Genomic DNA, 25291 nt, shown 5'->3' on the forward strand with positions numbered 1-25291 from the left:
AGGAGCGGGGAATGGGGCGGAGCCCCAGAAGCAAGGGACGGGTAGGGGCGGAGGGGGCGAAATAACTCCCCCCACCCCCCAGGTCACCCCTCCGAATTCGCCTCCATCAGCTTCAGCATGTTCTCGGCCTCCGCGCGCCGCGCCTGAGCGGTCTCGCCCTCCAGCCCCGCGTACGCGGCAAGCACCGCACGCGCGCGTGCCGCGGCCGCGGTGGGACGGCGGAGGTCCGCCTCCAGCCATCCGGCGCCGAGTTCGGCGGCGGTGCGGACGTCGAGGAGCTCGTCCCCGAGGGAAGCGAACACGGAGATCGCCTGGGTGAGATGGCCCAGGGCCTCCTCGAAAGAGGTTCTGGCCCAAGCCTTTTCTGCGTCGTCCGGCACGGATCGCGCCACCAGGTCACCGAATTGACGGTGGGTGTGCCCGAGTTCGGCGACGAGACGGAGACGCGCTGCCTCGCTCTCGTCCCCGTCCTCGTCCACCGCGGGGCCGGAGCCGCCCGGCGTGTCCCGGATCGCGTCCTCGCACTCCCGCACCGCCGCCGCCATCAACTCCCGTGCCCCGTCGAGCCCCGCGTCCGTAGGGACGGCCGCCCAGGCGCGGGCCCGCAGTGAGCGGACCAGCCCGTGGACGTTTCCGAGGTCGCGCCAGAGGTCGCCGGCGCGCGCGTACGCCTGGTCCGCCTGGGCGTGCAGCCCGGCGTTTCCGAGGGCCTCGGCGGCGAGATGGGCGAGCATCGCGTGGTCGCGCTGCTCGGGCCAGTGGCGGGCGATGTCGGCGGCCTGCAACCAGCGTTCGGCGGCCTCGCGGTGGTCGCCGAGTTCGGTGAGACAGTCACCGAGCCACCACTGGGTCTGCACGATCGCACCGTCGCCGTGCATGTCGGTGGTCAGATCGGGCAGCGCCGACTCCAGTATCTCGGCGGCCTCGGCCCACCGCCCCTGACGGACCAGGAAACCGCCGAGCTGATGCCGGGCCCAGGCGCCGAGCGTGGCACTCTGGCCCGCTTCGTCGGCCCAGTGCGCGGCCTCCAGGGCATGCTCAGCAGCGGGCCCGAACTGCCCCGTGCCACCGAGGATTTCGGCGAGCTGAAGGTGCAACTGCGCATGGCCCGGCGCCTCCAGGTGGGGCCCGCCGTGCTCCAACGCCGCGCGGGCCGCCCGCTCCGCTGCTTCCGTGTCGCCGTGGTGCAGAGCGATCGCGGCGAGTCGCGCTTCGTGCTCCATGGCGAACCACGGCAGCCCGGCCGCCACATACGTCTCGACGGCCAGGCCGAGCAGCTCCGCGGCCTTCACGGTGTCCCCGGCACGCGCGGCGAGCTCCCCGAGCATCGCCTGAGCCTCCGCGGCCCGTGAAGCCAGCCGTACGTCCTCGACGTGCGGCTCGGCAAGAGCCAACAACTCCCTGGCCGCCACTTCGGCAGCGCCTACGGCGTCACCCGACGACAGGCCCGCGCCCGCGTCGCTGTCCAGCCCATGCATCAGGATCCGCGCCCGCCCCACCAGCACGGACGCCGCCTGGGACACCCCCGTCCCGCCCTCCGCGAAGAGCGCGAGCACCCCGTCGCACAGCTCCGACACGGCCGCCAGGGCCTCCTCGGTGCCGCCGGTCAGGGCGAGTACGTAGGCGGCGCGGGCGCGGGCGGCGAGGGCTTCGCCGGGGTCGCCGGCCTCGGCGTAGAGCTCGGCGGCGCGGTGGAAGAGTTCGATGCCCTCCGGGCCGCGCTCCATCGCCGCGTGGTCGGCGATCTCCGCGCGGTCGCGGACGCCCAGCTGGTGTCCCTCGGCGGCGCGCGAGACCGCCGCCCAGGCTTCGACGGCGTCCGGGCTCCGGGAGTCCGACAGTCGGCGGGCCTCCGTGAGCAGCGTGGGCAGGTCGGGCTCGGCGGCCGACTCCGCTCCGGCGGGCGGACGGGTCACGTGCACCGCGGGTGCGGGGCGCGCTGAGCGCACACCCAGCGGCAGGCGGTCGACGAGCGCCGGCTGGTTCATCCGGGCGAGGGCCCGCGTGCTGACGTACGACGTGCCGTTGCGCGCGTCGAAGCGCGCCGCGAGCGAAAGTGCCTCCCCGCGCGCGTGGGCGGCGAGGTCGCTCGCGGTCCACGCGCGGCCGACCGGCCCGGGCACCGTCTGGTCGCCGAGCCCGAGGGAGGTCAGGCGGTCCGTCAGGAGGGCCACCACGGCCATGAAGTTCAGCTTGCTGCGCGGGTCCCCGGAGTCCGTGAAGTACGCGGGGCGTTCGGCGAGCAGCTCCAGGGCGCGCGCCTCGTTGCCGGAGAGCGCGCAGAACTCCACATGGTCCGCGTACGCGCCGCGCATGCTCTCCATGGCGCGGACGAGCCGGAAGCCCCGCAGATGGTTGGCGCGCGCCTCCTCCACGCGTCCCAGGCGCAGCAAGGGGACCAGGGAGGACGCGAGGACGGTGTGCGGCTCGTGCGCGCACGAGTACTCACCCTCCAGGACGGGGCCCCACAGCTCCACCGCCTCCGCGTCGGAGCCGCGCAGCGCCTGCCACCACCCCTGGCCGTGCAGCTCGCACGCGTGGCAGTCGGCCATGGTGTCCCGGTCGGCGGCCAGCCAGGCGGCGTACGCCCGCTCGGCGCGGTCCAGGTCCCCGAGATGGGCGGACACACTGAACTCGGCGCTGCGCACGGCCCGTTCGGAGTGACCGGCCAGCCGGTAGCGGTGTTCCATCTCGCCGAGCCACTTCTCTATGGAGGCGAGCGGAATGTGCGGCTGGTCCAGCATTCCGGCCGACATCCACTTGAAGACCCAGTGCAGGGAGTGGATCTCGTACTCGTCGAAGTCCTCGGGCCGTTCGTCCCACATGCGCAGCAGGCGCGCGAAGGGGACGAACATCTTGTCCTTCTCGGAGCTGTAGTTGTAGACCTTCAGCTGGTGCGCGAGTGCCTCGATCACCGCGAGGGGGATGCCGAGCTTCTCCGCCTCGGTCAGCAGCAGCTCCGCGCGCGCGTTGCGGGCGGGTCCCTCCGGCTGCTCGAAGTTGTCCGCCATCGCCTGGCGGAGAGTGTCGAAGTCGGTGATGGGGTCGATCCCGCTCATCGGTGGCCGTCCTCCCCGGAGTCGGTGTGTGTGGCCCACTCAAGGAGGCCGATGAACGCGCGGTTCAGGAGCGCGGAGTCGGCCGGCCGCAGCGGGCGCTGGGCCATCAGCAGGGCCTGCCCGTAGAGGGACTCCGTGGCGGTGCCGATCAGCTCCGGATCCTTGAGTGAGCTGATCCTCCGGATCAGTGGGTTGTGGTGGTTGAGCACCAGACGCGCGCGTGGAGCGCTGCCCCGCAGTGAGCCGAGGATGCCCGCCCACAGGTCGTCGGCCTGGTTCTCGGCCTCCGCGCGGGCCTGTTCGTGGCGGGCCGCCCGGTCGTCCAGATGCAGCGCCGGGACCGAGAGCGGGTGGAAGGCGCGCAGGACCACATCGCAGCCCAGGGGGTCGAGTCTGGCCCGCGCGGCCCCCAGGAAGGCCGACAGTGCCAGCTCCTCGGCCGGATCGACCGAGTCCAGGTGCGCCGTCACGGTGTCGGCGTCCAGCTCCGAGACGACCGTCCCGGGGCGCACGGACGGCAGCGCCTCGACCAGCTCGCTGTCGTACGTGTAGCCGCCGTTGACGACCCCGACGCCCTGGGCGGAGGCGATCGGCGCGACCTGCCGGTACTCCTCCACGGTCCGCGTGAAGTGCACCACCGGGTGCCGCTGGGCGAACTCCTCCAGGGAGAGCCGCCCGTCGGTCGTCTCGAAGGGCAGCCACGGCAGCATCGTGCGCAGCATCTCGGTGTCGTGCCGGGCCAGGGACTTCACACCCAGGTGGTGGACCGAGAGGAAGGCGGCCAGCCGCTCCGGGTCGCCTGCCGCGAGCCCGGTCAGCCAGGACCGGATCCGCTCGCCAAGGGCCTCGCGTACGGCGGCGAGCGTCTCGTCCTCGTACAGCGACTCGCGCGACGCGGTGGGCCGCAGACTGTCCGTGTCCAGGACGCAGCGCACGAAGAACGCCCAGTCGGGCAGCAGCTGTTCGGCCCGCTCGGTGAGCAGCATGCCCTTCAGGTGCACACGATGGCTCGCGCGCTGGGCAGGGCTGAGCGAGGACGGCAGGACGTACGCCACGCCCCGGATGCCGGCGAGCGGCACGTCCAGGTCGATCGAGTCCAGCGGCGTGAACCCGAACAGGTCGTGGCAGTGCCGCGCCAGGGCCACCCTGCGGGTCGCGGGGCTCGGGTACGCGCGGTCCCAGGGCGCCGGAAGGTCGGTGATCGCCTCGTCGCCCACGCGAACGTCGTACGGCAGCAGTGCACCGAAGTCCTGCGCCAGCGAGAGGACCTTCTCCTGCGTGAGCCACTCGCCGGCCCCGGCGCGCGCCACCAGGTGCACGGTGGTGCCCGGTTCGGTGCGGGCCTCCTGCGGCAGGGTGCGCACGGTGTACGAGCCGTCGTCGGCCGCTGTCCACTCCACGGGCGCCGCGTCGGGCGTACGCGCGCTTCGGCTGACGACCCGGATCCGCTCGGCGACCACGAAACATGCCAGCAACCCGATGCCGAACTGGCCCAGGAAGTCGGAACGCGCCGACTCAAGACCGTCGTTGCGCTTGGAACTGCGGCCGATGGTCGCCAGGAGGCTGTGCACATCGGACTCGGTCAGCCCGATCCCGGAATCCTCCACGCGCAGAGAGCCGTCCTCGGCGTAAAGGCGCACGGTGGCCGGAGCGTCCGGCTGTTCGGCGCGCCGGGCGGTGATCGCGTCCACGGCGTTCTGCAGCAACTCGCGCAGATAGACCTTGGGACTGGAGTAGAGGTGATGGGAGAGGAGGTCCACCAGACCGCGCAGGTCGACCTGGAAGGTATGAGGTGGCTGGGATGCCTGGGATGACTGTGAGGTCTGGGATTCCATCGTCGCAGCGCCGGTGGGGGGACGGGCGACGGCGCGGGGTCGGGCGGTCCCGGAAGGCGGTGACCGCGAAGAGGGCCGGAGCGGGTCATCCTAGGCCCGGAACCACCCGCCTGACCAGCGGATTTCGAGGACGTATACGGCGATGTCAGTGCGGTGGTGTGCAATGGATCTCGTGTCCGTGCTCGAAGAACCACTGAAGAAGGCGCTCGGCCCCGCCACCGCGAAGGTGATGGCCGAGCACCTCGGCCTGCACACCGTGGGCGACCTGCTGCACCACTATCCCCGCAGATACGAGGAGCGCGGTCAGCTCACCCACCTCGCCGACCTGCCCATGGACGAGCACGTGACCGTGGTCGCCCAGGTCGCCGACGCCCGCCTGCACAGCTTCGCCTCGGCGAGGGCCCCGCGCGGAAAAGGGCAGCGCCTCGAAGTGACCATCACGGACGGCAGCGGCCGTCTCCAGCTGGTCTTCTTCGGCCACGGTGTGCACAAGCCCCACAAGGACCTGCTGCCCGGCACACGCGCGATGTTCTCCGGCAAGGTCTCCGTCTTCAACCACCGCCTCCAGCTGGCCCACCCGGCGTACGAGCTGCTGAGCGGCGACGACGACGAGGCGACCGAATCCGTCGGTTCCTGGGCCGGGGCTCTCATCCCGCTCTACCCGGCCACCGCCAAGCTGGAGTCCTGGAAGATCGCCAAGTCCGTGCAGACGGTGCTGCCGCACGCGCAGGAGGCCCTCGACCCGCTCCCGGACTCACTGCGGGACGGCCGTGGTCTCGTCGCGCTCCCCGAGGCGCTTCTGAAGATCCACCGCCCGCAGACCACGGCGGACGTCCACGACGCCCGCGCCCGCCTCAAGTGGGACGAGGCCTTCGTCCTCCAGGTCGCCCTGGCCCGCCGCAGGTACGCCGACGCCCAACTCCCCGCCGTGGCCCGCGAACCCAAGCCGGCCGGCCTCCTCACCGCCTTCGACGCCAAGCTCCCCTTCACCCTCACCGAAGGCCAGCAGAAGGTCTCCAAGGAGATCTTCGACGACCTCGCGACCGAGCATCCGATGCACCGGCTGCTCCAGGGAGAGGTCGGTTCCGGAAAGGCTCAACCCCTTGACTCGCTGGTGTTGACGCCCATGGGCTTCCGCCGGATGGGGGACCTGCGGAAGGGCGACGAAGTTGTCGTGCCCAACGCAGAAATTGCCCTGATCGACGGGGTCTTCCCCCAAGGAGAGCGTGATGTCTGGCGCATGGTTCTCTCCGACGGAAGTTCCGTGGAGTGTGACGACGAGCACCTCTGGATCGTCGGTACGAGCCGCGGACGGCATCGTGGCCAGACGCCCAAGGTGATGACCGCTCGGGAGATTCGTCTCGACACGTTCAAGGCGAACGGATCGTCGAAGTGGTATGTCCCCGCAGCAACGCCGGTCGACCTGGGAGGGGACGCTGGGTTGCCACTTGACCCCTACCTCTTCGGGTTGCTGCTGGGTGATGGCTCGTTCCGACATAATCTGCGTCTGTCCACGGTCGATGACGAGATCCATGACGCCGCGGCGAGTGCTGTCGCGCCGGACTGCCTGCTGGTTCCGGTGACCGGGTCCCGCTGTGACTACACGATCCAGCTGAAGCAGCGCTCCGGCGGTGTGCGGAATCCTGTCATCCAGGCCCTGCGCGACCTGGACCTGTGGGGTAGGACATCCCACAGCAAGTTCATTCCCGAAGACTTCAAAAACACGTCGATCAAGAACCGTCTCGCTCTCCTCCAGGGGCTCCTGGACACCGACGGCACGGTCCACGCGGACGGGATGAGTGTCTCTTTCTGCTCGGCTTCGCTCAGGCTCGCTGAGGATGTCGCGTGGCTCGTGCGTTCGCTGGGTGGCCGGGCGCGAGTGCTGCCCAAGCGGGCCGCGTTCAACGTGTCGGTGGCGCTCCCGGACAAGTACGCGCCCTTCAGGCTGTCCCGCAAGGTTGAACGAGTGTGCCCGCGCCCGAAATACAACACATTCCGACGGGGTATTCGGGCAGTGGAGTACGTGGGCCGCAAACCGGTCCAATGCATCAGCATCGCCCACCCGAGCCACGCTTATGTCACGGACAACTTCACAGTGACCCACAACACCATGGTGGCCCTGCGCGCCATGCTCACCGTCGTCGACGCGGGAGGGCAGGCCGCGATGCTCGCGCCCACCGAAGTGCTCGCCCAGCAGCACCACCGTTCGATCACGGAGATGATGGGGGAGCTGGCCGAGGGCGGGATGCTCTCAGGGGCCGAGCACTCCACGAAGATCGTGCTGCTCACCGGGTCCATGGGGGCCGCCGCCAGGCGGCAGGCGCTGCTTGACCTCGTCACCGGTGAGGCCGGGATCGTCATCGGCACGCATGCGCTGATCGAGGACAAGGTGCAGTTCCACGACCTGGGCCTGGTCGTGGTCGACGAGCAGCACCGCTTCGGTGTCGAGCAGCGCGACGCCCTGCGCGGAAAGGGTAAGCAGCCCCCGCATCTGCTCGTCATGACCGCCACACCCATCCCGCGCACCGTGGCGATGACCGTCTTCGGTGACCTGGAGACCTCGGTCCTCGCCCAACTCCCCGCCGGGCGCTCGCCGATCGCCAGCCATGTCGTTCCCGCCGCCGACAAGCCGCACTTCCTGTCGCGCGCCTGGGAGCGCGTGCGCGAGGAAGTGGAGAACGGCCATCAGGCGTACGTCGTCTGCCCCCGCATCGGCGACGACGAGGACGACCCGGCCAAGACCAAGAACAAGAAGAAGTCCCCCGAGGACGGGACCGAGGCCGAGAAGCGCCCGCCGCTCGCGGTCCTGGACATCGCCGACCATCTCGCAGGCGGCCCTCTCCAGGGACTCAGGGTCGAGGTCCTGCACGGCAGGATGCAGCCCGACGACAAGGACGCCGTCATGCGCCGCTTCGCCGCGGGCGAGACCGACGTCCTGGTCGCGACGACGGTGATCGAGGTCGGGGTGAACGTGCCGAACGCCACAGCGATGGTGATCATGGACGCCGACCGGTTCGGAGTGTCGCAGCTCCACCAGCTGCGCGGCCGGGTCGGCCGTGGCTCGGCCCCCGGCCTGTGCCTCCTGGTCACCGAGATGCCGGAGGCGAGCCCGGCCCGCCAGCGGCTGAACGCGGTGGCGTCCACTCTCGACGGTTTCGAACTCTCCCGCATCGACCTCGAACAGCGCCGCGAGGGCGACGTCCTCGGCCAGGCCCAGTCCGGTGTCCGCTCCTCGCTGCGCATGCTGGCCGTCATCGAGGACGAGGAGATCATCGCCGAGGCCCGCGAGGAGGCCGCCGCGGTCGTCGCCGCTGACCCGGAGCTCGCCGGCCTGCCAGGCCTGCGTACGGCCCTGCAGGCGCTCCTGGACGAGGAGCGGGAGCAGTACCTGGACAAGGGCTGAGAGGGCAGGAAGGGGAGAGAGACCGAGAGGCTGAGAGGCGGTACGCGGACAGCGGCTGAGAGACTGGGGCCCGACAGACCCGCCGCCTTCCCCACCAGCGCAAAGGACCCTCATGACCCGCGTGATCGCCGGCCGGGCCGGCGGACGCCGCCTGACCGTCCCGCCGGGCACCGGCACCCGGCCCACCTCCGACCGGGCGCGCGAGGGCCTCTTCTCCACCTGGCAGTCCCTGCTCGGCGGCCCCCTGGCGGGCGAGCGCGTCCTCGACCTGTACGCCGGGTCGGGCGCCGTGGGCCTGGAGGCCCTCAGCCGCGGCGCCGGACACGCCCTGCTCGTCGAGGCCGACGCCCGCGCGGCCCGCGTCATCCGCGAGAACGTGAAGTCGCTGGACCTGCCCGGCGCCGAGGTCAGGCCGGGCAAAGCGGAACAGATCATCCAGACACCGGCGCCGTCGGACCCGTACGACCTCGTCTTCCTCGACCCCCCGTACGCCGTCTCGGACGACGATCTTCGCGAGATTCTGCTCACACTCCGGTCGGGGGGCTGGCTCGCGGCCGAAGCCCTCGTCACCGTGGAGCGCAGCACCAGAGGCGGCGAATTCGGGTGGCCGGTCGGTTTCGACGCGATCAGGGCCCGTCGTTACGGCGAGGGGACGTTTTGGTACGGTCGCGCCGCCGCTACGTGCGAAGACGCACGATGACCGGACTGGAGAGCGAGGGACCTCAGTTGCGCCGCGCCGTCTGTCCCGGGTCGTTCGACCCGATCACCAACGGACATCTCGACATCATTGCCAGAGCCTCCAAGCTGTACGACGTCGTGCACGTCGCGGTGATGATCAACCAGTCGAAGAAGGGCCTCTTCGAGATCGACGAGCGGATCGCACTGATCCGCGAGGTCACCGCCGAGTTCGGCAACGTCGAGGTCGAGGCGTTCCACGGCCTCCTCGTCGACTTCTGCAAGCAGCGCGACATCCCCGCGATCGTCAAGGGCCTGCGCGCCGTCAGTGACTTCGACTACGAGCTGCAGATGGCCCAGATGAACATCGGCCTGTCGGGCGTGGAGACCCTCTTCGTCCCCACCAACCCCACCTACAGCTTCCTGTCCTCCTCGCTCGTCAAGGAGGTCGCGACCTGGGGCGGCGACGTCTCCCACCTGGTGCCGCCGGTGGTCCTGGACGCGCTCAAGGAGCGTCTCGGCAAGGACTGATCCCGTTCCCGAGGCGGGGACCGAGCCCGTTCCCGAGGCAAGGGCCCAGACCTCCCCGAGGCACGGACCGAGCCGCCCCGCGCAACTGACAGGCCGTCATCCGGTGTCGGGCGGGGCGGGAGTGGTCGTACAGTCGACCCGTCCGTCTCCATCACAGCTGTAGAGAGTGGCGAGCACAGAGTGGACGTGCAGAAGAAGCTCGATGAGATCGTCGCGTCGGTCGGCAGCGCCCGTTCCATGCCCATGTCGGCCTCGTGCGTGGTCAACCGCGCCGAGCTGCTCGCCATGCTCGAAGAGGTGCGCCAGGCGCTGCCCGGCTCCCTCGCCCAGGCCGAGGAGCTGATCGGCGGCCGCGAGCAGCTGGTCGAGCACGCCCGCCAGGAGGCCGAGCGGATCATCGAGACCGCGCACGCCGAGCGCGGCTCGCTGATCTCCGACACGGAGATCGCCCGGCGCTCCCAGGCCGAGGCCGAACGCATCCTCGCCGAGGCCCGCCAGGAGGCCGAGGAGGTCCGCGCGGAGGCCGACGACTACGTCGACTCCAAGCTCGCCAACTTCGAGGTGGTCCTCACCAAGACCCTCGGCTCCGTCGGCCGCGGCCGCGAGAAGCTCCTGGGCACCGGCCCCGGTATCGACGAGCAGGGATACGAGGACGAGGACGCCCCCGAGCGCAGCCACGACCCGGAGACCCTGCGCCGGAGCGCCGACGAGTACGTCGACGTCAAGCTCGGTGCCTTCGAGGCCGTCCTCGCCAAGACCCTGGATGCCGTCGGCCGCGGCCGGCAGAAGCTGCACGGCCGCATCGCCAGCGACGACCTCGGCCTCCTCACGGACGACGGGACGCCCGCGCACCACACGAACGACTCCGACTACCTGGCGGGCCTCGCGGAACTCGCGGAGACCACCCCCGAGCCGCCTGTGGCGCCCGTGGCCCCCCAGGCTCCGGAGATCCCGGCCCAGCAGCAGGTGTACGCACAGCAGGACGCGTACGCGTATCAGCAGCAGGCCCCCGATCCGTACGGATACCAGCAGCAGTACGCCCAGCAGGATCCGTACGCGTACCAGCAGCAGACCGCCGACCCGTACGCCGCCTACCCGCAGCAGCAGGGCTACGACCAGCAGCCGGCGTACGACCCGAACCAGCAGCAGGTCTACGCGCAGCCCCAGGCGCACGTCATGGACGCGCAGCAGCACGCACTCGACGAGACCAGCCTCTTCGACACGAGCATGATCAGTGCGGAGCAGCTGCGGGCGTACGAACAGGGGCGCTGACACCGGATTGGGCCGTGAGCGAAAGGTCCAGTATCCTGGCCGTTCGGTCGCGTGTACGTCCGCGATCACTGCTGCCCCGGAACACCACGGGCAGCATCCTCTTGAGCTTCGAAGATCGAAAGCAGGAATGGCTCTGAACGCCCGCCTCGACCACCGCAACCCGCTCGTGTTCGACACACACGAGCTGGGGCGGCGTCCTGGCGCGCTCCAGCGCCTGTCCCGCACGATCGAGGCCCCCAAGGATCTCGGGATCCAGGGAGTCATCGGAGTGCCGGAAGGCGCCCCGGTGGAGCTCGACCTCCGGCTTGAGTCGGTCATGGAAGGTGTGCTTGTCACAGGCACCGCCCGTGCACTGGCCAAGGGGGAGTGCGTAAGGTGTCTGGAGCCGCTCGAGCTGGCGCTCGACGCGGAGTTCCAGGAGATGTTCTCGTACCCTGACGCCGACGACCGGGGCCGCCCCAAAGCGGAGCCGGCCGACGACGCCGAGGACGACGAGGACGCGCTCTTTCTCGAGGACGGCCTGTTCGACCTCGAAGGCGTGCTGCGTGATGCGGTGGTGCTCGCACTGCCGATGCAGCCGGTGTGCCAGGACGACTGCCCCGGCCTGTGCTCCGAATGCGGAGCACGGCTCGCGGACGCCCCGGACCACCACCACGAGGCCGTCGACATCCGTTGGGCGGCACTGCAGGGACTCGCCGGTTCACTCGAAGATGGCGAGAAGGACGAGTTGGGCGGCGCCGAAACTGGCGTCGACGAGAAGCAGGAGAAGTAGCCGTGGCTGTTCCGAAGCGGAAGATGTCGCGCAGCAACACGCGCCACCGCCGGTCGCAGTGGAAGGCTGCGGTCCCCAACCTGGTTGCGTGCGAGCGCTGCCACGAGCCCAAGCTGCAGCACATCGCGTGCCCCGCTTGCGGCACTTACAACAAGCGCCAGGTCCTCGAGGTCTGAGCGGCTGGTGAGAGGTCTGATGTCTGACGCCAAGGCGGATTCAAACGCCAAGAAAAAGGCGGACAACACAGCCTCGTCCCACACGCTTCTGGAAGGGCGGCTCGGCTACAAGCTCGAGTCCGCCCTTCTGGTGCGTGCACTGACCCACCGTTCGTACGCATACGAGAACGGCGGTCTGCCGACCAACGAACGCCTGGAGTTCCTCGGGGACTCCGTGCTAGGCCTCGTGGTCACGGACACGCTGTACCGCACTCACCCCGATCTCCCAGAAGGCCAACTGGCCAAGCTGCGGGCCGCGGTGGTCAACTCGCGTGCGTTGGCGGAGGTGGGTCGTGGCCTCGAACTCGGCTCCTTCATCCGGCTCGGCCGGGGTGAAGAAGGCACGGGTGGCCGGGACAAGGCGTCCATCCTCGCCGACACCCTTGAAGCGGTGATCGGCGCGGTCTATCTCGACCAGGGTCTGGAATCGGCGGGCGAACTCGTCCACCGGCTCTTCGACCCGCTGATTGAGAAGTCCTCGAATCTCGGAGCCGGCCTGGACTGGAAGACCAGTCTCCAGGAGCTCACCGCGACCGAAGGGCTCGGGGTTCCCGAGTACCTGGTCTCGGAGACCGGCCCTGACCATGAGAAGACCTTTACTGCTGCCGCCCGCGTCGGAGGCGTCTCGTACGGCACCGGCACCGGCCGCAGCAAGAAGGAAGCGGAACAGCAGGCCGCGGAATCCGCGTGGCGTGCGATCCGTTCCGACGCGGACGAACGCGCGAAGTCGGCCAGGGCGGCCACCGCAGAACAAGCAGAACAGGCGGCAGCCCAGGCCACCGAGGGGAACGCCGACACCCCCTCGGTTCCGACGAGCGATCCGGCCACGGCCTGATTCCTTCACAACTGAAGCACCTGCATTACCCAGTAGTAAGTGATGTATCCGCAGTATCCGAACCCCGTCGCAGCGCTCGCGCAGCGGCGGGGTTCATATCGCATTCTCCCAAGGAGCGCCGTGCCCGAGTTGCCCGAGGTCGAAGTCGTGCGGCGCGGTCTGGAGCGCTGGGTCAGCGGGCGGGTCGTGCGGACGGTGGAGGTCCGGCATCCGCGAGCCGTACGGCGGCATCTGGCCGGGCCCGAGGGTTTCGCGAAGGCGCTCGCGGGTCACCGCGTGGGCGAGGCCATGCGTCGCGGCAAGTACCTGTGGCTGCCCCTCGCCGACTCCCCGTACTCCGTGCTCGCGCACCTCGGTATGAGCGGCCAGCTCCTGGTGCAGCCCGAGGACGCGCCGGACGAGAAGCACCTGCGCGTCCGTGTCCGCTTCGAGGACGGCCGGGGGACCGAGCTGCGCTTCGTCGACCAGCGCACCTTCGGCGGCCTCTCCCTGCACGAGAACACCGCGGACGGCCTCCCGGACGTCATCGCGCACATCGCCCGCGACCCGCTCGACCTGCTCTTCGACGACGCCGCGTTCCACACGGCGCTGCGCGGCCGGCGTACGACGATCAAGCGCGCCCTGCTCGACCAGTCGCTGATCAGCGGGGTCGGCAACATCTACGCGGACGAGGCGCTCTGGCGCTCCAGGCTGCACTACGAACGTCCCACCACAACCTTCACCCGGCCGCGTACCACCGAGCTGCTCGGCCACATCCGCGACGTCATGAACGACGCCCTCGCGGTCGGCGGCACCAGTTTCGACAGCCTCTACGTCAACGTCAACGGGGAGTCCGGCTACTTCGACCGCTCGCTCGACGCGTACGGGCGTGAGGGCGAACCCTGTGGTCGGTGCGCGACGCCGATCATGCGGCGCGCGTGGATGAACCGGTCCAGCTACTTCTGCCCGCGCTGTCAGCGGGCGCCGCGCGCGACCGTGTAGCCGCGAGGGTTTCGCTAGCGCTGCAGGCGCGCCTCGTCGTAGCGTCCGCGGGACTCCAGTACGTCTTCCATGTGGCCTTCCATGAAGTGGATGAGGCTCAGGAGACGCTGGGCGACCTCGCGGCCGAGCGGCGTGAGCGTGTAGTCGACGCGTGGTGGGTTGGTCGGCTGGGCGTCGCGGTGCAGCAAGCCGTCGCGCTCCAGTGCCTGGAGGGTCTGGGAGAGCATCTTCTCGCTGACGCCGTCGACACGGCGGCGCAACTCGTTGAACCGGAACGTGCCGTCGTGCAGGGCTCCCAGCGTGAGCGCGCCCCAGCGGCCGGTGATGTGCTCCAGCGTGCCCCGGGACGGACAGTTCCGGGCGAACACGCTGTACGCGGGATCCTGGCACTCACCGCTCGCGGCGGCGGTCTGCACGGCTGGCTCCATGTTTCGGAGCGTACCCCGGCACCGCGCCCACCGTGGGGTCGCGCTTGCTCATCGACAGTGCACGCCAGGCCGGGTACCGGTCGTCGGCCGGTACCCGAAGTCGGCCGGTACCCGAAGTCGGTCAGTAGCCGAAACCGGTCAGTACCCGCAGCCGGTCAGTAGCCGAAGTCCTGCGTCCACCAAGGGCCGCCCTCGCCGAGGTGCACACCCACGCCCAGGGTCTTGAAGTCGCAGTTCAGTATGTTGGCGCGGTGGCCGGGACTGTTCATCCAGGCTTCCATCACGGCCTCGGCGGTCGCCTGGCCGCGGGCTATGTTCTCGCCGCCCAGGTTGCTGATACCGACGGTCGCCGCGCGGTCCCAGGGGGTCGCGCCGTCAGGGTCGGTGTGGTCGAAGAAGCCGCGCGCGGCCATGTCCTCACTGAAGGCGGAGGCCAGCTCGGTCAGGGAGCTGTTCGCCGCCACCGGGCTGCACCCCGCACTGGCCCGCTCCACGTTGACCAGTTCGAGCACTGCTGCCTCGGCCGCGGTCTCCGCCGACACCGTCACCGGGGCGGTGGTCTTCGGAGCCTTGGTGGGTTTCTCGGCGGGCTTCGACGGCTTGGCCGTCTCGGCGGGCTCGGCCGCGGGCTTCTCAGAGGGCGTCGTCGTCGGAGCGGCCTCAGATGTCGAGGGGGCGGCCGAGGGCGTGGCCTCGCGCTCGGCGTCACGGCTCGTCCCCGAGTCGTCGCGGTTCTCCTCCGCGCTGCCTGACGTACCGCCCTGCGGTGTCTCCACGCTGGACGGGGAGCCGGCGGCCTGCACGTTGTCGGCGTTGCCGCCGCCGAGCGAGTAGTTCTCACTGCCGGGCAGCACACCGGCCGCGACGGCGACGGTGCCGAGGGCCACGGCGGCGGAAACGCCGAGCAGCCCCGTACGCACGGGGGTGGCGGCCCTCCTCTTGCGGTGCGAGCGGGCTACGGCACCGCTCGGGAAGTCGGCGACAGCCGCGTAGCCATACAGGTTCTCCGGCCCGTAGGGACCGTTGGTGCCCGTGCGGTCCGTGCGGGTGTCAGTGCTCCCGGTGGCGCGACCTGTGGCGGCGCGGCCGGCGGCTGAGCGTCGGTGGCGTCCCATCTATGTGGCCTTCCTCGATCTTGCCGTCAGCGAACCTCACCCTAAAGAGTGAGTTTCATATGAGACTCATTGGGTCCGGACGGTACCGCATGGCGCAAGGGGAGGATGTGTCCCGAGAGACATTGTCCGGTTAGCGTGCACCCATGAATGAGGTTGTACGGGTGGTCGTCTGGGTGCGCGGAAGGGTTCAGGGCGTGGGTTTCCGCTGGTTCACGCGGGCCAGGGCGCTGGAGATCGGAGGGCTGAGTGGTTTTGCTCTCAATCTCGACGACGGACGCGTCCAAGTGGTCGCGGAGGGCCCCCGGAGCGGCTGCCAGAGCCTGCTCGACTGGCTCCAGAGTGACGACACACCCGGGCGCGTGGACGGAGTCACTGAGATCTGGGACACGCCCCGCGGGATCTACGACGGGTTCGCCATCCGCTGACCGAACCGCGGCAGCCGGCCGTGCGGGAGCGGCAGAGCATGCCACCAGCACCTGCCGGGAGCGGAAAGGCCCAGGTGGTTGCCAAGAACGACCGGTCGTGGCAGGCTCCGCGGATACGGATGATCTCCACGCCCCAGGGCCCGCGGGAGTCGCAGCGCCGCCCTTGAAGGGCCGCGTGCCCCGGCGTTGCCCGCCATTACGGGCGTGATCGTGTTGACCGTCAAACTTTTTGGTGAGACGCTGAAAGCCCCGCGCACCTTAGCTGTTTGGCATGTGGAACAGCAGCAAGAACTTAAAAGTGTCAAGCATCGCGGGTGCGATTCCCTCACGACCCATCGACCCACACCGTTTCGGTCGGTCACTCAGTGTGGAGGACCATCCATCATGGCAAAGGCGCTTCTCGGTTACGTCGGCGGTTCCGACCCGCGACTCATCGCCGAGATGCGACGGCTCCAGCAGCGCGTACAGGACCTCGAATCCGAGCTCGGACGGATCCAGGCCGAGAACGACGCGCTCGCGGCTGCCGCTTCTCACGACTCGCTTCTCGATCTCGACGTACCCCAGGCGGAGCCTGCGCTCACCTGATCACTGCATCGCACCACGACAGCAGTGGTTGGGCAGCCCACATCAACCGCTAAGTTGTCAGAATCGCAAGGGACGCCTCTTCGGCGTCCCTTCTTTTTTCCCCCGCGCTCTCTTCCACTGTCTTTAACGTCTGGTGTGCCCTGCACGTTCATGGGTGAAACCGCGCGTTCATGGAGTGAGACCGGCTGGAAAGGTAGAGTCCAGCGGCGTGCACCTCAAGGCCCTGACCCTGCGCGGGTTCAAATCGTTCGCCTCGGCGACCACGCTGCGGTTCGAGCCGGGCATCACCTGTGTCGTGGGCCCCAATGGTTCGGGCAAGTCCAATGTCGTGGACGCGCTGAGCTGGGTCATGGGCGAGCAGGGCGCCAAGTCGCTGCGCGGCGGCAAGATGGAGGACGTCATCTTCGCCGGCACCACCGGGCGTCCGCCGCTCGGCCGCGCCGAGGTGTCGCTCACCATCGACAACTCCGACGGCGCGCTGCCCATCGAGTACGCCGAAGTCACCATCACGCGGATCATGTTCCGCAACGGCGGCAGCGAGTACCAGCTCAATGGCGACACGTGTCGACTCCTTGACATCCAGGAACTGCTGAGCGACTCCGGCATCGGCCGTGAGATGCATGTCATCGTCGGGCAGGGCCAGCTCGACTCCGTGCTCCACGCCGATCCGATGGGGCGCCGCGCCTTCATCGAGGAGGCCGCGGGCGTCCTCAAGCACCGCAAGCGCAAGGAGAAGGCGCTGCGGAAACTGGACGCGATGCAGGCCAACCTGGCCCGTGTCCAGGACCTGACGGACGAGTTGCGCCGGCAGTTGAAGCCGCTGGGCCGGCAGGCCGCGGTCGCGCGCCGCGCCGCCGTCATCCAAGCAGACCTGCGCGACGCCCGGCTCCGGCTCCTCGCCGACGATCTCGTACGGCTGCGGCAGGCACTCCAGAGCGAGATCGCCGACGAGGCCGCGCTGAAGGAACGCAAGGAGACCGCCGAGGCCGAGCTGAAGAAGGCACAGCAGCGGGAGGCGCTCCTGGAGGACGAGGTCCGCAGGCTCGCGCCGCGCCTGCAGCGTGCCCAGCAGACCTGGTACGAGCTGTCGCAGCTCGCCGAGCGGGTGCGCGGCACGGTCTCGCTGGCCGACGCGCGCGTGAAGAGCGCGACTTCCACACCTCCCGAGGAGCGGCGCGGGCGCGACCCCGAGGACATGGAACGCGAGGCCGCGCGGATCCGCGAGCAGGAGGCCGAGCTCGAAGCGGCCCTGGAGGCTGCCGAGCACGCTCTCGAGGACACCGTCGCGCACCGTTCCGAGCTGGAGCGCGAGCTCGCCGCCGAGGAACGCCGCCTCAAGGACGTCGCCCGCGCCATCGCCGACCGTCGCGAGGGCCTCGCCCGACTGGGCGGCCAGGTCAACGCCGCCCGTTCCCGGGCCGCCTCCGCGCAGGCCGAGATCGACCGTCTCGCCGCGTCCCGCGACGAGGCCCAGGAGCGAGCGGTCGCGGCCCAGGAGGAGTACGAGCAGTTGAAGGCCGAGGTCGACGGCCTCGACGCGGGCGATGCCACGCTCGCGGAGCAGCACGAGGCGGCCAAGCGGGCGCTGACGGACGCGGAGGCCGGGCTGACGGCGGCCCGCGAAGCGGCCACGGCGGCGGAACGCAAGCGCGCCGCGACCCAGGCCCGCCGCGAGGCCCTCGCCCTCGGGCTGCGCCGCAAGGACGGCACAGGAGCGCTGCTCGGTGCGAAGGACCGCCTCACGGGCCTCCTCGGCCCGGCCGCCGAACTCCTCACGGTCACCCCCGGCTTCGAGGTACCCCTGGCCGCCGCATTCGGCGCCGCGGCCGACGCCATCGCCGTCACCACCCCCGCCTCGGCGGCGGACGCCATCCGCATGCTCCGCAAGCAGGACGCCGGGCGCGCGGCGTTGCTGCTGGCGGGCGCGCCGGAGGAGCGGGGCACGAACGCGGCGGAGGTCGGCGTACCCCGTCAGGAGCGGAACGACGGGCCTCCCTGCGCCGCTGATCTGGTCCGCGGCCCTGCCGAGCTCATGCCCGCCGTACGGCGGCTGCTGCGCGGGATCGTCGTGGTCGGCACCCTTGAGGACGCCGAGGAACTCGTCTACGGGCGGCCGGAGTTGACGGCTGTCACCGCTGAAGGCGACCTGCTGGGCGCCCACTTCGCGCACGGCGGGTCGGCCGGGGCGCCGAGTCTGCTGGAGGTGCAGGCGTCCGTCGACGAGGCGGCGGCGGAGCTCGAAGAGCTGGCCGTGCGGTGCGAGGTCCTCGGCGAGGCGCAGCACGAGGCCGCGGCGCGGCGGAAGGAATGTGCCGCGCTCGTCGAGGAGGTGGGCGAGCGGCGGCGGGCCGCGGAGCGCGAGAAGTCGGCCGTGGCGCAGCAGTTGGGGCGGCTTGCCGGGCAGGCGCGGGGCGCGGCGGGGGAGGCGGAGCGGAGTACCGCTGCCGCGGCGCGGGCGCAGGACGCGCTCGACCGGTCGGTGGAGGAGGCGGAGGAGCTGGCCGAGCGGCTCGCCGTCGCCGAGGAGATGCCGGTGGAGGAGGAACCCGACACCGGAGTACGTGATCGGCTCGCCGCCGACGGCGCCAACGCGCGGCAGACCGAGATGGAGGCGCGGCTCCAGGTGCGTACGCACGAGGAGCGGGTGAAGGGGCTCGCCGGGCGGGCCGACGGACTCGACCGGGCCGCGCGGGCCGAACGTGAGGCACGCGCGCGTGCCGAGCAGCGCCGGGCCCGGCTGCGGTACGAGGCCGAGGTCGCCGAGGCCGTCGCCTCCGGGGCGCGGCAGCTGCTCACGCACGTCGAGGTCTCGCTGACCAGGGCCGAGGAGGAGCGGGCCGCCGCCGAGAGTGCCAAGGCCCACCGGGAGCAGGCCCTCGGCGTCGCCCGCAGTGAAGGCCGTGACCTCAAGGGCGAGCTCGACAAGCTCACGGATTCGGTTCACCGCGGTGAGGTTCTCGGCGCCGAGAAGCGGATGCGTATCGAGCAGTTGGAGTCGAAGGCGCTGGAGGAGCTCGGTGTCGAACCGGCGGGGCTGGTGGCGGACTACGGCCCGCAGCAGCTCGTGCCGCCCTCGCTCGCCGCCGAGGGCGAGGAGCTGCCCGAGGATCCGGAGCACCCGCGCAACCAGCCCCGGCCGTTCCACCGCGCCGAGCAGGAGAGGCGGCTCAAGTCGGCCGAGCGGGCGTACCAGCAGCTCGGGAAGGTCAATCCGCTCGCGCTGGAGGAGTTCGCCGCGTTGGAGGAGCGCCACAAGTTCCTCAGCGAGCAGCTGGAGGACCTCAAGAAGACGCGTGCCGACCTGCTTCAAGTGGTGAAGGAGGTCGACGAACGCGTCGAGCAGGTGTTCACCGAGGCGTACCGGGACACGGCACTCCAGTTCGAGGGCGTTTTCAGCCGGCTGTTTCCGGGCGGGGAGGGGCGGCTCATCCTGACTGATCCCGACAACATGCTCACCACGGGCGTGGATGTGGAGGCCCGCCCGCCGGGCAAGAAGGTCAAGCGGCTGAGCCTGCTCTCCGGTGGCGAGCGGTCCCTGACCGCCGTGGCCTTGCTCGTCTCGATCTTCAAGGCACGGCCAAGCCCGTTCTATGTGATGGACGAGGTCGAGGCGGCGCTCGACGACACCAATCTGCAGCGGCTGATCCGGATCATGCAGGAGCTGCAGGAGGCCTCGCAGCTGATCGTGATCACTCACCAGAAACGCACGATGGAGGTCGCCGACGCGCTGTACGGCGTCTCCATGCAGGGCGACGGTGTGTCCAAAGTCATCAGCCAGCGCCTCCGCTAGATGCGTGTAGCCCACACGGGTCGTGACCTGGGCCTTTCCCTTGAGTTCAAGTCTTGAATATTTGGTGGCTTCCCTATGCGGAAAGTTCACAGCAGATCTGCCTGTTGACTTCGAAACTTGAAGGCATAGTCTCTGCAACGTTGCTTTTACCTTCAGGTGGTGGGTGGCGCCAAGCTATGCGCCACTGGTACGACCACCTGAAGGGCTCGCCCCAACCCCCGGCAGTGAGGCCGGTGGCCCGAGGAGTTACACGTGACCAGCACAGTGCCCCCGAACACAGGCGCCCGAGCGGCTCACCCCGAGCATCTCGGCCATGTCATCTTCATCGCGGCGGCGGCCGCGATGGGCGGGTTCCTCTTCGGCTACGACAGTGCCGTGATCAACGGCGCCGTCGAAGCCATCCGAAGCCGGTACGACATCGGCTCGGCGGCGCTGGCCCAGGTCATCGCCATCGCGCTGATCGGCTGCGCGATCGGCGCGGCGACCGCGGGGCGCATCGCCGACCGCATCGGCCGCATCCGCTGCATGCAGATCTCGGCCGTCCTCTTCACCATCAGCGCCGTCGGCTCCGCGCTGCCCTTCTCCCTGTACGACCTGGCCTTCTGGCGCGTCATCGGCGGCTTCGCCATCGGCATGGCATCCGTGATCGGCCCCGCCTACATCGCCGAGGTCGCCCCGCCCGCGTACCGCGGACGCCTCGGGGCCTTCCAGCAGGCCGCGATCGTCATCGGCATCGCCATCTCGCAGCTGGTCAACTGGGGCATCCTGAACGCCGCCGACGGCGACCAGCGCGGCAAGCTCATGGGCCTGGAGGCCTGGCAGGTCATGCTCGGCGTGATGGTCATCCCGGCCGTCCTCTACGGCCTGCTCTCCTTCGCGATCCCCGAGTCGCCGCGCTTCCTGATCGCCGCGGGCCGGGACGAGCACGCTCGTGAGGTGCTCAGGGAGGTCGAGGGCGACAAGATCGATCTTGACGCCCGCGTCGCCGAGATCGAGCACGCCATGAAGAGCGAGCACAAGTCGACCTTCAAGGACCTGCTCGGCGGCAGCGTCTTCTTCAAGCCGATCGTCTGGGTCGGCATCGGTCTCTCCGTCTTCCAGCAGTTCGTCGGCATCAACGTCGCGTTCTACTACTCCTCGACGCTGTGGCAGTCGGTCGGCGTCGACCCGACGGAGTCGTTCTTCTATTCGTTCACCACGTCGATCGTCAACATCATCGGCACCGTGATCGCCATCATCTTCGTCGACCGGATCGGCCGCAGGCCGCTCGCGCTCATCGGTTCCGTGGGCATGGTCGTCGGTCTCGCCCTCGAGGCCTGGGCCTTCTCCTTCGACCTGGTGGGCGGCAAGCTGCCGGCCGCCCAGGGCTGGGTCGCCCTGATCGCCGCCCACGTCTTCGTCCTCTTCTTCGCCCTCTCCTGGGGTGTCGTGGTCTGGGTCTTCCTCGGCGAGATGTTCCCGAACAGGATCCGCGCCGCAGCGCTCGGCGTCGCCGCCTCCGCGCAGTGGATCGCCAACTGGGCCATCACCGCGAGCTTCCCGTCGCTGGCCGACTGGAACCTCTCCGCGACCTACGTGATCTACACCCTCTTCGCCGCGCTCTCCATCCCCTTCGTGCTCAAGTACGTCAAGGAGACGAAGGGCAAGGCGCTGGAGGAGATGGGCTAGCCAGGTCCGGTACGTACGACCCGCCCCCCGAACTCGGGGAGAAGGGCCACATCCCCGCTGCCCTTCTCCCCGTACTCGCAGGAAGAAGACGTACGGCCCCGGCTCGGCCTTCGAGGTGTCGAGCCGGGGCCGAACGTTTCTCTCCGCCCGGTCAGTCCTTGAGACGGGGCAGGACGTCCTCGCAGAACAGGTGCAGGCTGCGCCAGCCCTCCTCGACAGGCATGCCCCCGGACAACGGGTGCAGGACGTGGTTGTCGAGGCCGTGCGCCACGCACTCGTCGGGCGTGAGGATCCGGTAGACGCCTTCGGCACGCAGTTCGTCCACCGTGGTGGCCGCCGACTTCACCGCCGAGCGGATGTCGCCGGACTGCCAGGAGGCGTACGTCCGTGCCTCGTGCAGGAAGTGCGTGCCGTACTCGTCCCAGGCCCGGTCCGGGTCCTCGGCGATGTGCAGCAGCGGGGTCCGGGCCGACGGCATCATGGTCCAGCCCTCGGTGCCGTACTCGATGAGCAGCTCCTTGTAGTACGCCTCCAGGTCGGGAAGGTGGGCGCTGGGGAAGAACGGCAGGCCCAGCCGTGCCGCCCGGCGCGCCGCCGCCTTCGAGGAGCCGCCGACCAGCAGCAGGGGATGGGGATCCGAGAACGGCCGCGGAGTGACCCGTACGGTCCTGCCCCGGTACTCGAATTCCTCGCCGGTCCACGCCTTCAGCACCGTCTCCAGCAGCTCGTCCTGGAGCTTGCCGCGCCGCGTCCAGTCGACCCCGAAGAGGGCGTACTCCTCGGGCCGGTAGCCGATCCCCGCGACGGTGACGAGGCGTCCGCCGCTGAGCAGATCGAGTACGGCGATGTCCTCGGCGAGGCGCAGCGGATCGTGCAGCGGGCCGATGACCGCCGACACGGTGACCGCGATCTGCCGGGTCGCGCCGAACACGGCGCCCGCGAAGGTGAAGGGCGAAGGCAGCCAGTTGTTGGGGACGCCGTGATGCTCCTCGGTCTGCACGGTGGTGATGCCGCGGTCGTCGGCGTACGCGGCCATCTCAACTGCTGCTTTGTAGCGGGCGCTCAGCGACGCGGGGGTGGCGTCGGGGTCGACGAGGTTGAAACGTACGACGGTTACCGGCATGGGGAGCCCCCTTCGTGTGTGGAGGGGGACGGTAGCTGACGGTTCGTCAGGTCGCCAGGGCGGCGGGCCCGGGTTCGCGTGGTTCGCGGGGTTCGCCGCGTTCGCGTGACGAGGGCCCGATCTCTTTGGAGGAAGATACAAAATCCCTTGCCCGGGAGGGATTCTCCCTCACGGGCAGGCGATGGCCGATACTGGGTCCGTTATGGAAATCGTCATCCTTGCTGTAGTCATCGCCGTGGTCGTGATCGGCGCGCTCGGTGGGCTCGTCGTCGGCAGCCGTAAGCGGAAGCTGCCTCCGCCGCCCCCCGTCGCCCCCGACATCACCGCCCCCCCTGCCGAGCCGCATGTCGGCGACGAGGCCGAGACGCCGCGCGACGAAGCGCGCCGCACGATCGAGGAGGTGGATCTCCCGGGCCCCGACGCCTCGGCGCCGGCCCCCGTCGCTGTCGAGGAACCCCCGGCGGTCCCCGCGATCGAGGTCCCGGAGCCCACCGCGGGGCGCCTGGTGCGGCTGCGCGCCCGGCTCTCGCGCTCGCAGAGCGCGCTGGGCCAGGGCCTGCTCACGCTGCTCTCGCGCGAGCACCTCGATGAGGACACCTGGGAGGAGATCGAGGACACGCTGCTCACCGCCGATGTCGGTGTGCAGCCCACTCAGGAGCTGGTCGACCGGCTGCGTGAACGCGTGAAGGTGCTCGGCACCCGTACGCCGGACGAGCTGCGCGCGCTGCTGCGTGAGGAGCTGCTGCAACTGCTCGTCCCCGAGTTCGACCGAGAGGTCAGGACGGACTCGAACCTCGACACCCCGGGCATCGTGATGGTCGTCGGGGTCAACGGCACCGGCAAGACCACCACGACCGGCAAGCTCGCGCGCGTGCTGGTCGCCGACGGCAAGCACGTCCTGCTGGGCGCCGCCGACACCTTCCGTGCCGCCGCCGCCGACCAGCTGCAGACCTGGGGTGAGCGCGTGGGTGCTCGCACGGTGCGAGGCCCCGAGGGCGGTGACCCCGCCTCGATCGCGTTCGACGCCGTCAAAGAGGGCATCGAGGAGGGCGCCGATGTCGTCCTCATCGACACCGCGGGCCGGCTGCACACCAAGACCGGCCTCATGGACGAGCTCGGCAAGGTCAAGCGCGTCGTCGAGAAGCACGCCCCGCTGGACGAGATCCTGCTCGTCCTCGACGCCACCACCGGGCAGAACGGTCTGGTCCAGGCCCGCGTCTTTGCCGAGGTCGTCGACATCACCGGCATCGTGCTCACCAAGCTCGACGGCACGGCCAAGGGCGGCATCGTGATCGCGGTGCAGCGCGAGCTGGGCGTGCCGGTCAAGCTGGTGGGTCTGGGGGAGGGAGCGGACGATCTGGCGCCGTTCGAGCCGGAGGCGTTCGTGGATGCCCTTATCGGAGAGTAGGCGCACGCCGAATTCAGGCAGAGTCAGCAGGTGCTCGGAGAAGCGCCCGCCCCCAAGGTGCAGTTGGAGGCGGGCGCTTCGTCATGTGAGCCCAGGGGGAAACGTCTATGCCCGCGACCGATGTGCCACATAGGCCAGCGTCCCCAACAGCAGCCGTGCCTGAGGCGGTTTCGTCGCCGAGTCCAGGGCGGGGGAGCGCAGCCAGCGGACCGGGCCGAGGCCCGCGCGGTCGGAGGGCGGAGCCGTGATGTGCGTGCCCGAGCCCAGGCCGTGCAGGTCGAGAGAGGCGTCGTCCCAGCCCATCCGGTAGAGCAGCTCGGGGAGTTCGGACGCTGAGCCGGGGGTGACGAAGAAGTGGGCGCGGCCGTCCGGGGTGGCCGTCACGGGTCCGAGGGGAAGCCCCATGCGTTCGAGCCGGACGAGCGCGCGGCGCCCGGCGGCCTCGGCGACCTCGATCACGTCGAACGCGCGGCCGAGCGGGAGCATCACGGCGGCACCCGGGAAGTCGGCCCAGGCCTCGGTCACTTCGTCGAGCGTGGCGCCGGCCGGGATCGTCGGTGCGAAGTCCAGTGGGTGAGCACCCGGCGCCGCACAGTCGGCCCGGCCGCAGGAGCATGCCCCCGCGGCGGCGCGGGCGCCGGGGACCACGTCCCAGCCCCAGAGTCCGGTGAACTCCGCCACCGTGGTGCACTCCGACGAACGGCTGCGGCGCCGTGCGCCGGGCCGGAGTTCGCGCGTTCCCCGACTACTGCCGATCGTGAAGTCCATGCCCCCTCCAACGGGTCCGATCCACGGGTGGTTACGTGACGGAATCGGAACGTGACCCTGTGTTCCGACTTCCCCTGTGTCGCCCGATCCAGACGGCGCTCAGTGGTGCCCCGGGTGGTGCGCTCGGCATCGCGCGCCCCGGCGCACACCGCTCCGCCCACTCCCGGCCATCCTGTGTCAAGTGAATCGCGCGTGAGCGATGCGGAGTTCATTCGAAGGGGTGGCGAATGGTGGCGTTTCCGGGATCGCCATGGCTGGAGGGGTGATCGTAGGATTACTTTGAGTACACGAGTCCTGGGGACATGTGCACTCGTGGGTATGCCAAGGGCAAGTCGGCTTCCCGTTCGAAGGGTGAGAACCACCGGACGGGCGGCCGTATTTACCGGCATTCTGATAGGGCTTG

General features: G+C 69.9%; 19 protein-coding genes. 13 read left to right on the forward strand and 6 right to left on the reverse strand.

Annotated elements, in window-relative coordinates; translation table 11 throughout:
* Positions 1-83: 83 nt before the first annotated feature.
* A complete protein-coding gene (locus ACFYPC_RS28610; RefSeq protein ID WP_388681858.1) occupies positions 84-3059 on the reverse strand; it encodes a tetratricopeptide repeat protein in 2976 nt (991 codons plus the stop codon).
* Positions 3056-4894 (reverse strand): HSP90 family protein, encoded by a 1839-nt coding sequence (locus ACFYPC_RS28615; RefSeq protein WP_388681861.1) that lies wholly within the window; start codon positions 4892-4894, stop codon positions 3056-3058. Before ACFYPC_RS28615 ends, ACFYPC_RS28610 begins: the two co-directional genes overlap by 4 nt.
* 163 nt (positions 4895-5057) lie before the next feature.
* On the opposite strand from ACFYPC_RS28615, the gene ACFYPC_RS28620 reads away from it, so the two are divergent.
* From ACFYPC_RS28620 to mutM, 8 genes are all read left to right on the forward strand, one after another.
* Positions 5058-8297: a helicase-related protein gene (locus ACFYPC_RS28620; protein ID WP_388681864.1), complete on the forward strand. Its 3240-nt coding sequence runs from the start codon at positions 5058-5060 to the stop codon at positions 8295-8297.
* A 112-nt stretch (positions 8298-8409) separates the two neighbouring features.
* Positions 8410-8997: a 16S rRNA (guanine(966)-N(2))-methyltransferase RsmD gene (gene rsmD / locus ACFYPC_RS28625; RefSeq protein ID WP_388681866.1), complete on the forward strand. Its 588-nt coding sequence runs from the start codon at positions 8410-8412 to the stop codon at positions 8995-8997.
* 26 nt (positions 8998-9023) lie between these two features.
* Complete coding sequence (coaD, locus tag ACFYPC_RS28630; RefSeq protein WP_388682253.1) at positions 9024-9503, forward strand: pantetheine-phosphate adenylyltransferase; 480 nt, start codon at positions 9024-9026, stop codon at positions 9501-9503.
* A gap of 180 nt (positions 9504-9683) precedes the next feature.
* The gene (locus tag ACFYPC_RS28635) at positions 9684-10775 is read left to right on the forward strand and encodes an ATP synthase F0 subunit B (RefSeq protein ID WP_388681869.1); all 1092 of its coding nucleotides are present in this window, start codon (positions 9684-9686) and stop codon (positions 10773-10775) included.
* A 127-nt stretch (positions 10776-10902) separates the two neighbouring features.
* On the forward strand, positions 10903-11547 hold the full coding sequence (locus ACFYPC_RS28640; RefSeq protein WP_388681872.1) for a YceD family protein: 645 nt from the start codon (positions 10903-10905) through the stop codon (positions 11545-11547).
* Between the two features lie 2 nt (positions 11548-11549).
* Positions 11550-11723 (forward strand): 50S ribosomal protein L32, encoded by a 174-nt coding sequence (gene rpmF, locus ACFYPC_RS28645; protein WP_033321093.1) that lies wholly within the window; start codon positions 11550-11552, stop codon positions 11721-11723.
* Between the two features lie 19 nt (positions 11724-11742).
* Positions 11743-12597 carry a ribonuclease III gene (rnc, locus tag ACFYPC_RS28650; RefSeq protein WP_388681875.1) on the forward strand — a complete coding sequence of 285 codons (855 nt, stop codon included), beginning with the start codon at positions 11743-11745 and terminating at the stop codon, positions 12595-12597.
* Positions 12598-12717: 120 nt separating this feature from the next.
* A complete protein-coding gene (mutM, locus tag ACFYPC_RS28655) occupies positions 12718-13578 on the forward strand; it encodes a bifunctional DNA-formamidopyrimidine glycosylase/DNA-(apurinic or apyrimidinic site) lyase (protein ID WP_388681878.1) in 861 nt (286 codons plus the stop codon).
* A 14-nt stretch (positions 13579-13592) separates the two neighbouring features.
* Here mutM and ACFYPC_RS28660 read toward each other — a convergent pair whose 3' ends face one another.
* Both ACFYPC_RS28660 and ACFYPC_RS28665 read right to left on the reverse strand, forming a co-directional pair.
* Positions 13593-14006 (reverse strand): winged helix-turn-helix transcriptional regulator, encoded by a 414-nt coding sequence (locus tag ACFYPC_RS28660; RefSeq protein WP_388681881.1) that lies wholly within the window; start codon positions 14004-14006, stop codon positions 13593-13595.
* Positions 14007-14161: 155 nt separating this feature from the next.
* Entirely contained in the window at positions 14162-15121 is a 960-nt protein-coding gene (locus ACFYPC_RS28665; RefSeq protein ID WP_388681884.1) for a CAP domain-containing protein, read from the reverse strand.
* Positions 15122-15264: 143 nt separating this feature from the next.
* Between ACFYPC_RS28665 and ACFYPC_RS28670 the strand changes: the two genes are divergently transcribed.
* The 4 genes from ACFYPC_RS28670 to ACFYPC_RS28685 all read left to right on the forward strand — a co-directional run bounded on the left by ACFYPC_RS28670 (position 15265) and on the right by ACFYPC_RS28685 (position 21589).
* A complete protein-coding gene (locus ACFYPC_RS28670; protein WP_388681887.1) occupies positions 15265-15546 on the forward strand; it encodes an acylphosphatase in 282 nt (93 codons plus the stop codon).
* 384 nt (positions 15547-15930) lie between these two features.
* A complete protein-coding gene (locus ACFYPC_RS28675) occupies positions 15931-16131 on the forward strand; it encodes a hypothetical protein (protein WP_365428924.1) in 201 nt (66 codons plus the stop codon).
* A 208-nt stretch (positions 16132-16339) separates the two neighbouring features.
* Positions 16340-19921 (forward strand): chromosome segregation protein SMC, encoded by a 3582-nt coding sequence (gene smc, locus ACFYPC_RS28680; RefSeq protein WP_388681892.1) that lies wholly within the window; start codon positions 16340-16342, stop codon positions 19919-19921.
* A 252-nt stretch (positions 19922-20173) separates the two neighbouring features.
* Positions 20174-21589, forward strand: coding sequence for a sugar porter family MFS transporter (locus ACFYPC_RS28685; RefSeq protein WP_388681895.1), 1416 nt, complete (start codon positions 20174-20176; stop codon positions 21587-21589).
* Between the two features lie 151 nt (positions 21590-21740).
* On the opposite strand, the gene ACFYPC_RS28690 is transcribed toward ACFYPC_RS28685, so the two are convergent.
* Positions 21741-22712, reverse strand: a complete 972-nt coding sequence (locus ACFYPC_RS28690; RefSeq protein ID WP_388681898.1) for an LLM class flavin-dependent oxidoreductase — start codon at positions 22710-22712, stop codon at positions 21741-21743.
* A 202-nt stretch (positions 22713-22914) separates the two neighbouring features.
* Here ACFYPC_RS28690 and ftsY point away from each other — a divergent pair, with 202 nt between their 5' ends.
* Positions 22915-24120: a signal recognition particle-docking protein FtsY gene (gene ftsY, locus ACFYPC_RS28695; protein WP_388681901.1), complete on the forward strand. Its 1206-nt coding sequence runs from the start codon at positions 22915-22917 to the stop codon at positions 24118-24120.
* Positions 24121-24225: 105 nt separating this feature from the next.
* Here ftsY and ACFYPC_RS28700 read toward each other — a convergent pair whose 3' ends face one another.
* The gene (locus tag ACFYPC_RS28700; protein ID WP_388681904.1) at positions 24226-24888 is read right to left on the reverse strand and encodes a bifunctional DNA primase/polymerase; all 663 of its coding nucleotides are present in this window, start codon (positions 24886-24888) and stop codon (positions 24226-24228) included.
* Positions 24889-25291: the final 403 nt, after the last annotated feature.

Source organism: Streptomyces sp. NPDC005808 (assembly GCF_042871385.1).
Classification (GTDB): Bacteria; Actinomycetota; Actinomycetes; order Streptomycetales; family Streptomycetaceae; genus Streptomyces.

Coding starts and splice junctions, on each gene's coding strand:
- ACFYPC_RS28610 (WP_388681858.1), bottom strand. CDS start 3,059: ATGAGCGGGATCGACCCCATCACCGACTTCGACACTCTCCGCCAGGCG.
- ACFYPC_RS28615 (WP_388681861.1), bottom strand. CDS start 4,894: ATGGAATCCCAGACCTCACAGTCATCCCAGGCATCCCAGCCACCTCAT.
- ACFYPC_RS28620 (WP_388681864.1), top strand. CDS start 5,058: ATGGATCTCGTGTCCGTGCTCGAAGAACCACTGAAGAAGGCGCTCGGC.
- rsmD (WP_388681866.1), top strand. CDS start 8,410: ATGACCCGCGTGATCGCCGGCCGGGCCGGCGGACGCCGCCTGACCGTC.
- ACFYPC_RS28640 (WP_388681872.1), top strand. CDS start 10,903: ATGGCTCTGAACGCCCGCCTCGACCACCGCAACCCGCTCGTGTTCGAC.
- rnc (WP_388681875.1), top strand. CDS start 11,743: ATGTCTGACGCCAAGGCGGATTCAAACGCCAAGAAAAAGGCGGACAAC.
- ACFYPC_RS28660 (WP_388681881.1), bottom strand. CDS start 14,006: ATGGAGCCAGCCGTGCAGACCGCCGCCGCGAGCGGTGAGTGCCAGGAT.
- ACFYPC_RS28665 (WP_388681884.1), bottom strand. CDS start 15,121: ATGGGACGCCACCGACGCTCAGCCGCCGGCCGCGCCGCCACAGGTCGC.
- ACFYPC_RS28670 (WP_388681887.1), top strand. CDS start 15,265: ATGAATGAGGTTGTACGGGTGGTCGTCTGGGTGCGCGGAAGGGTTCAG.
- ACFYPC_RS28675 (WP_365428924.1), top strand. CDS start 15,931: ATGGCAAAGGCGCTTCTCGGTTACGTCGGCGGTTCCGACCCGCGACTC.
- ACFYPC_RS28690 (WP_388681898.1), bottom strand. CDS start 22,712: ATGCCGGTAACCGTCGTACGTTTCAACCTCGTCGACCCCGACGCCACC.
- ftsY (WP_388681901.1), top strand. CDS start 22,915: ATGGAAATCGTCATCCTTGCTGTAGTCATCGCCGTGGTCGTGATCGGC.
- ACFYPC_RS28700 (WP_388681904.1), bottom strand. CDS start 24,888: ATGGACTTCACGATCGGCAGTAGTCGGGGAACGCGCGAACTCCGGCCC.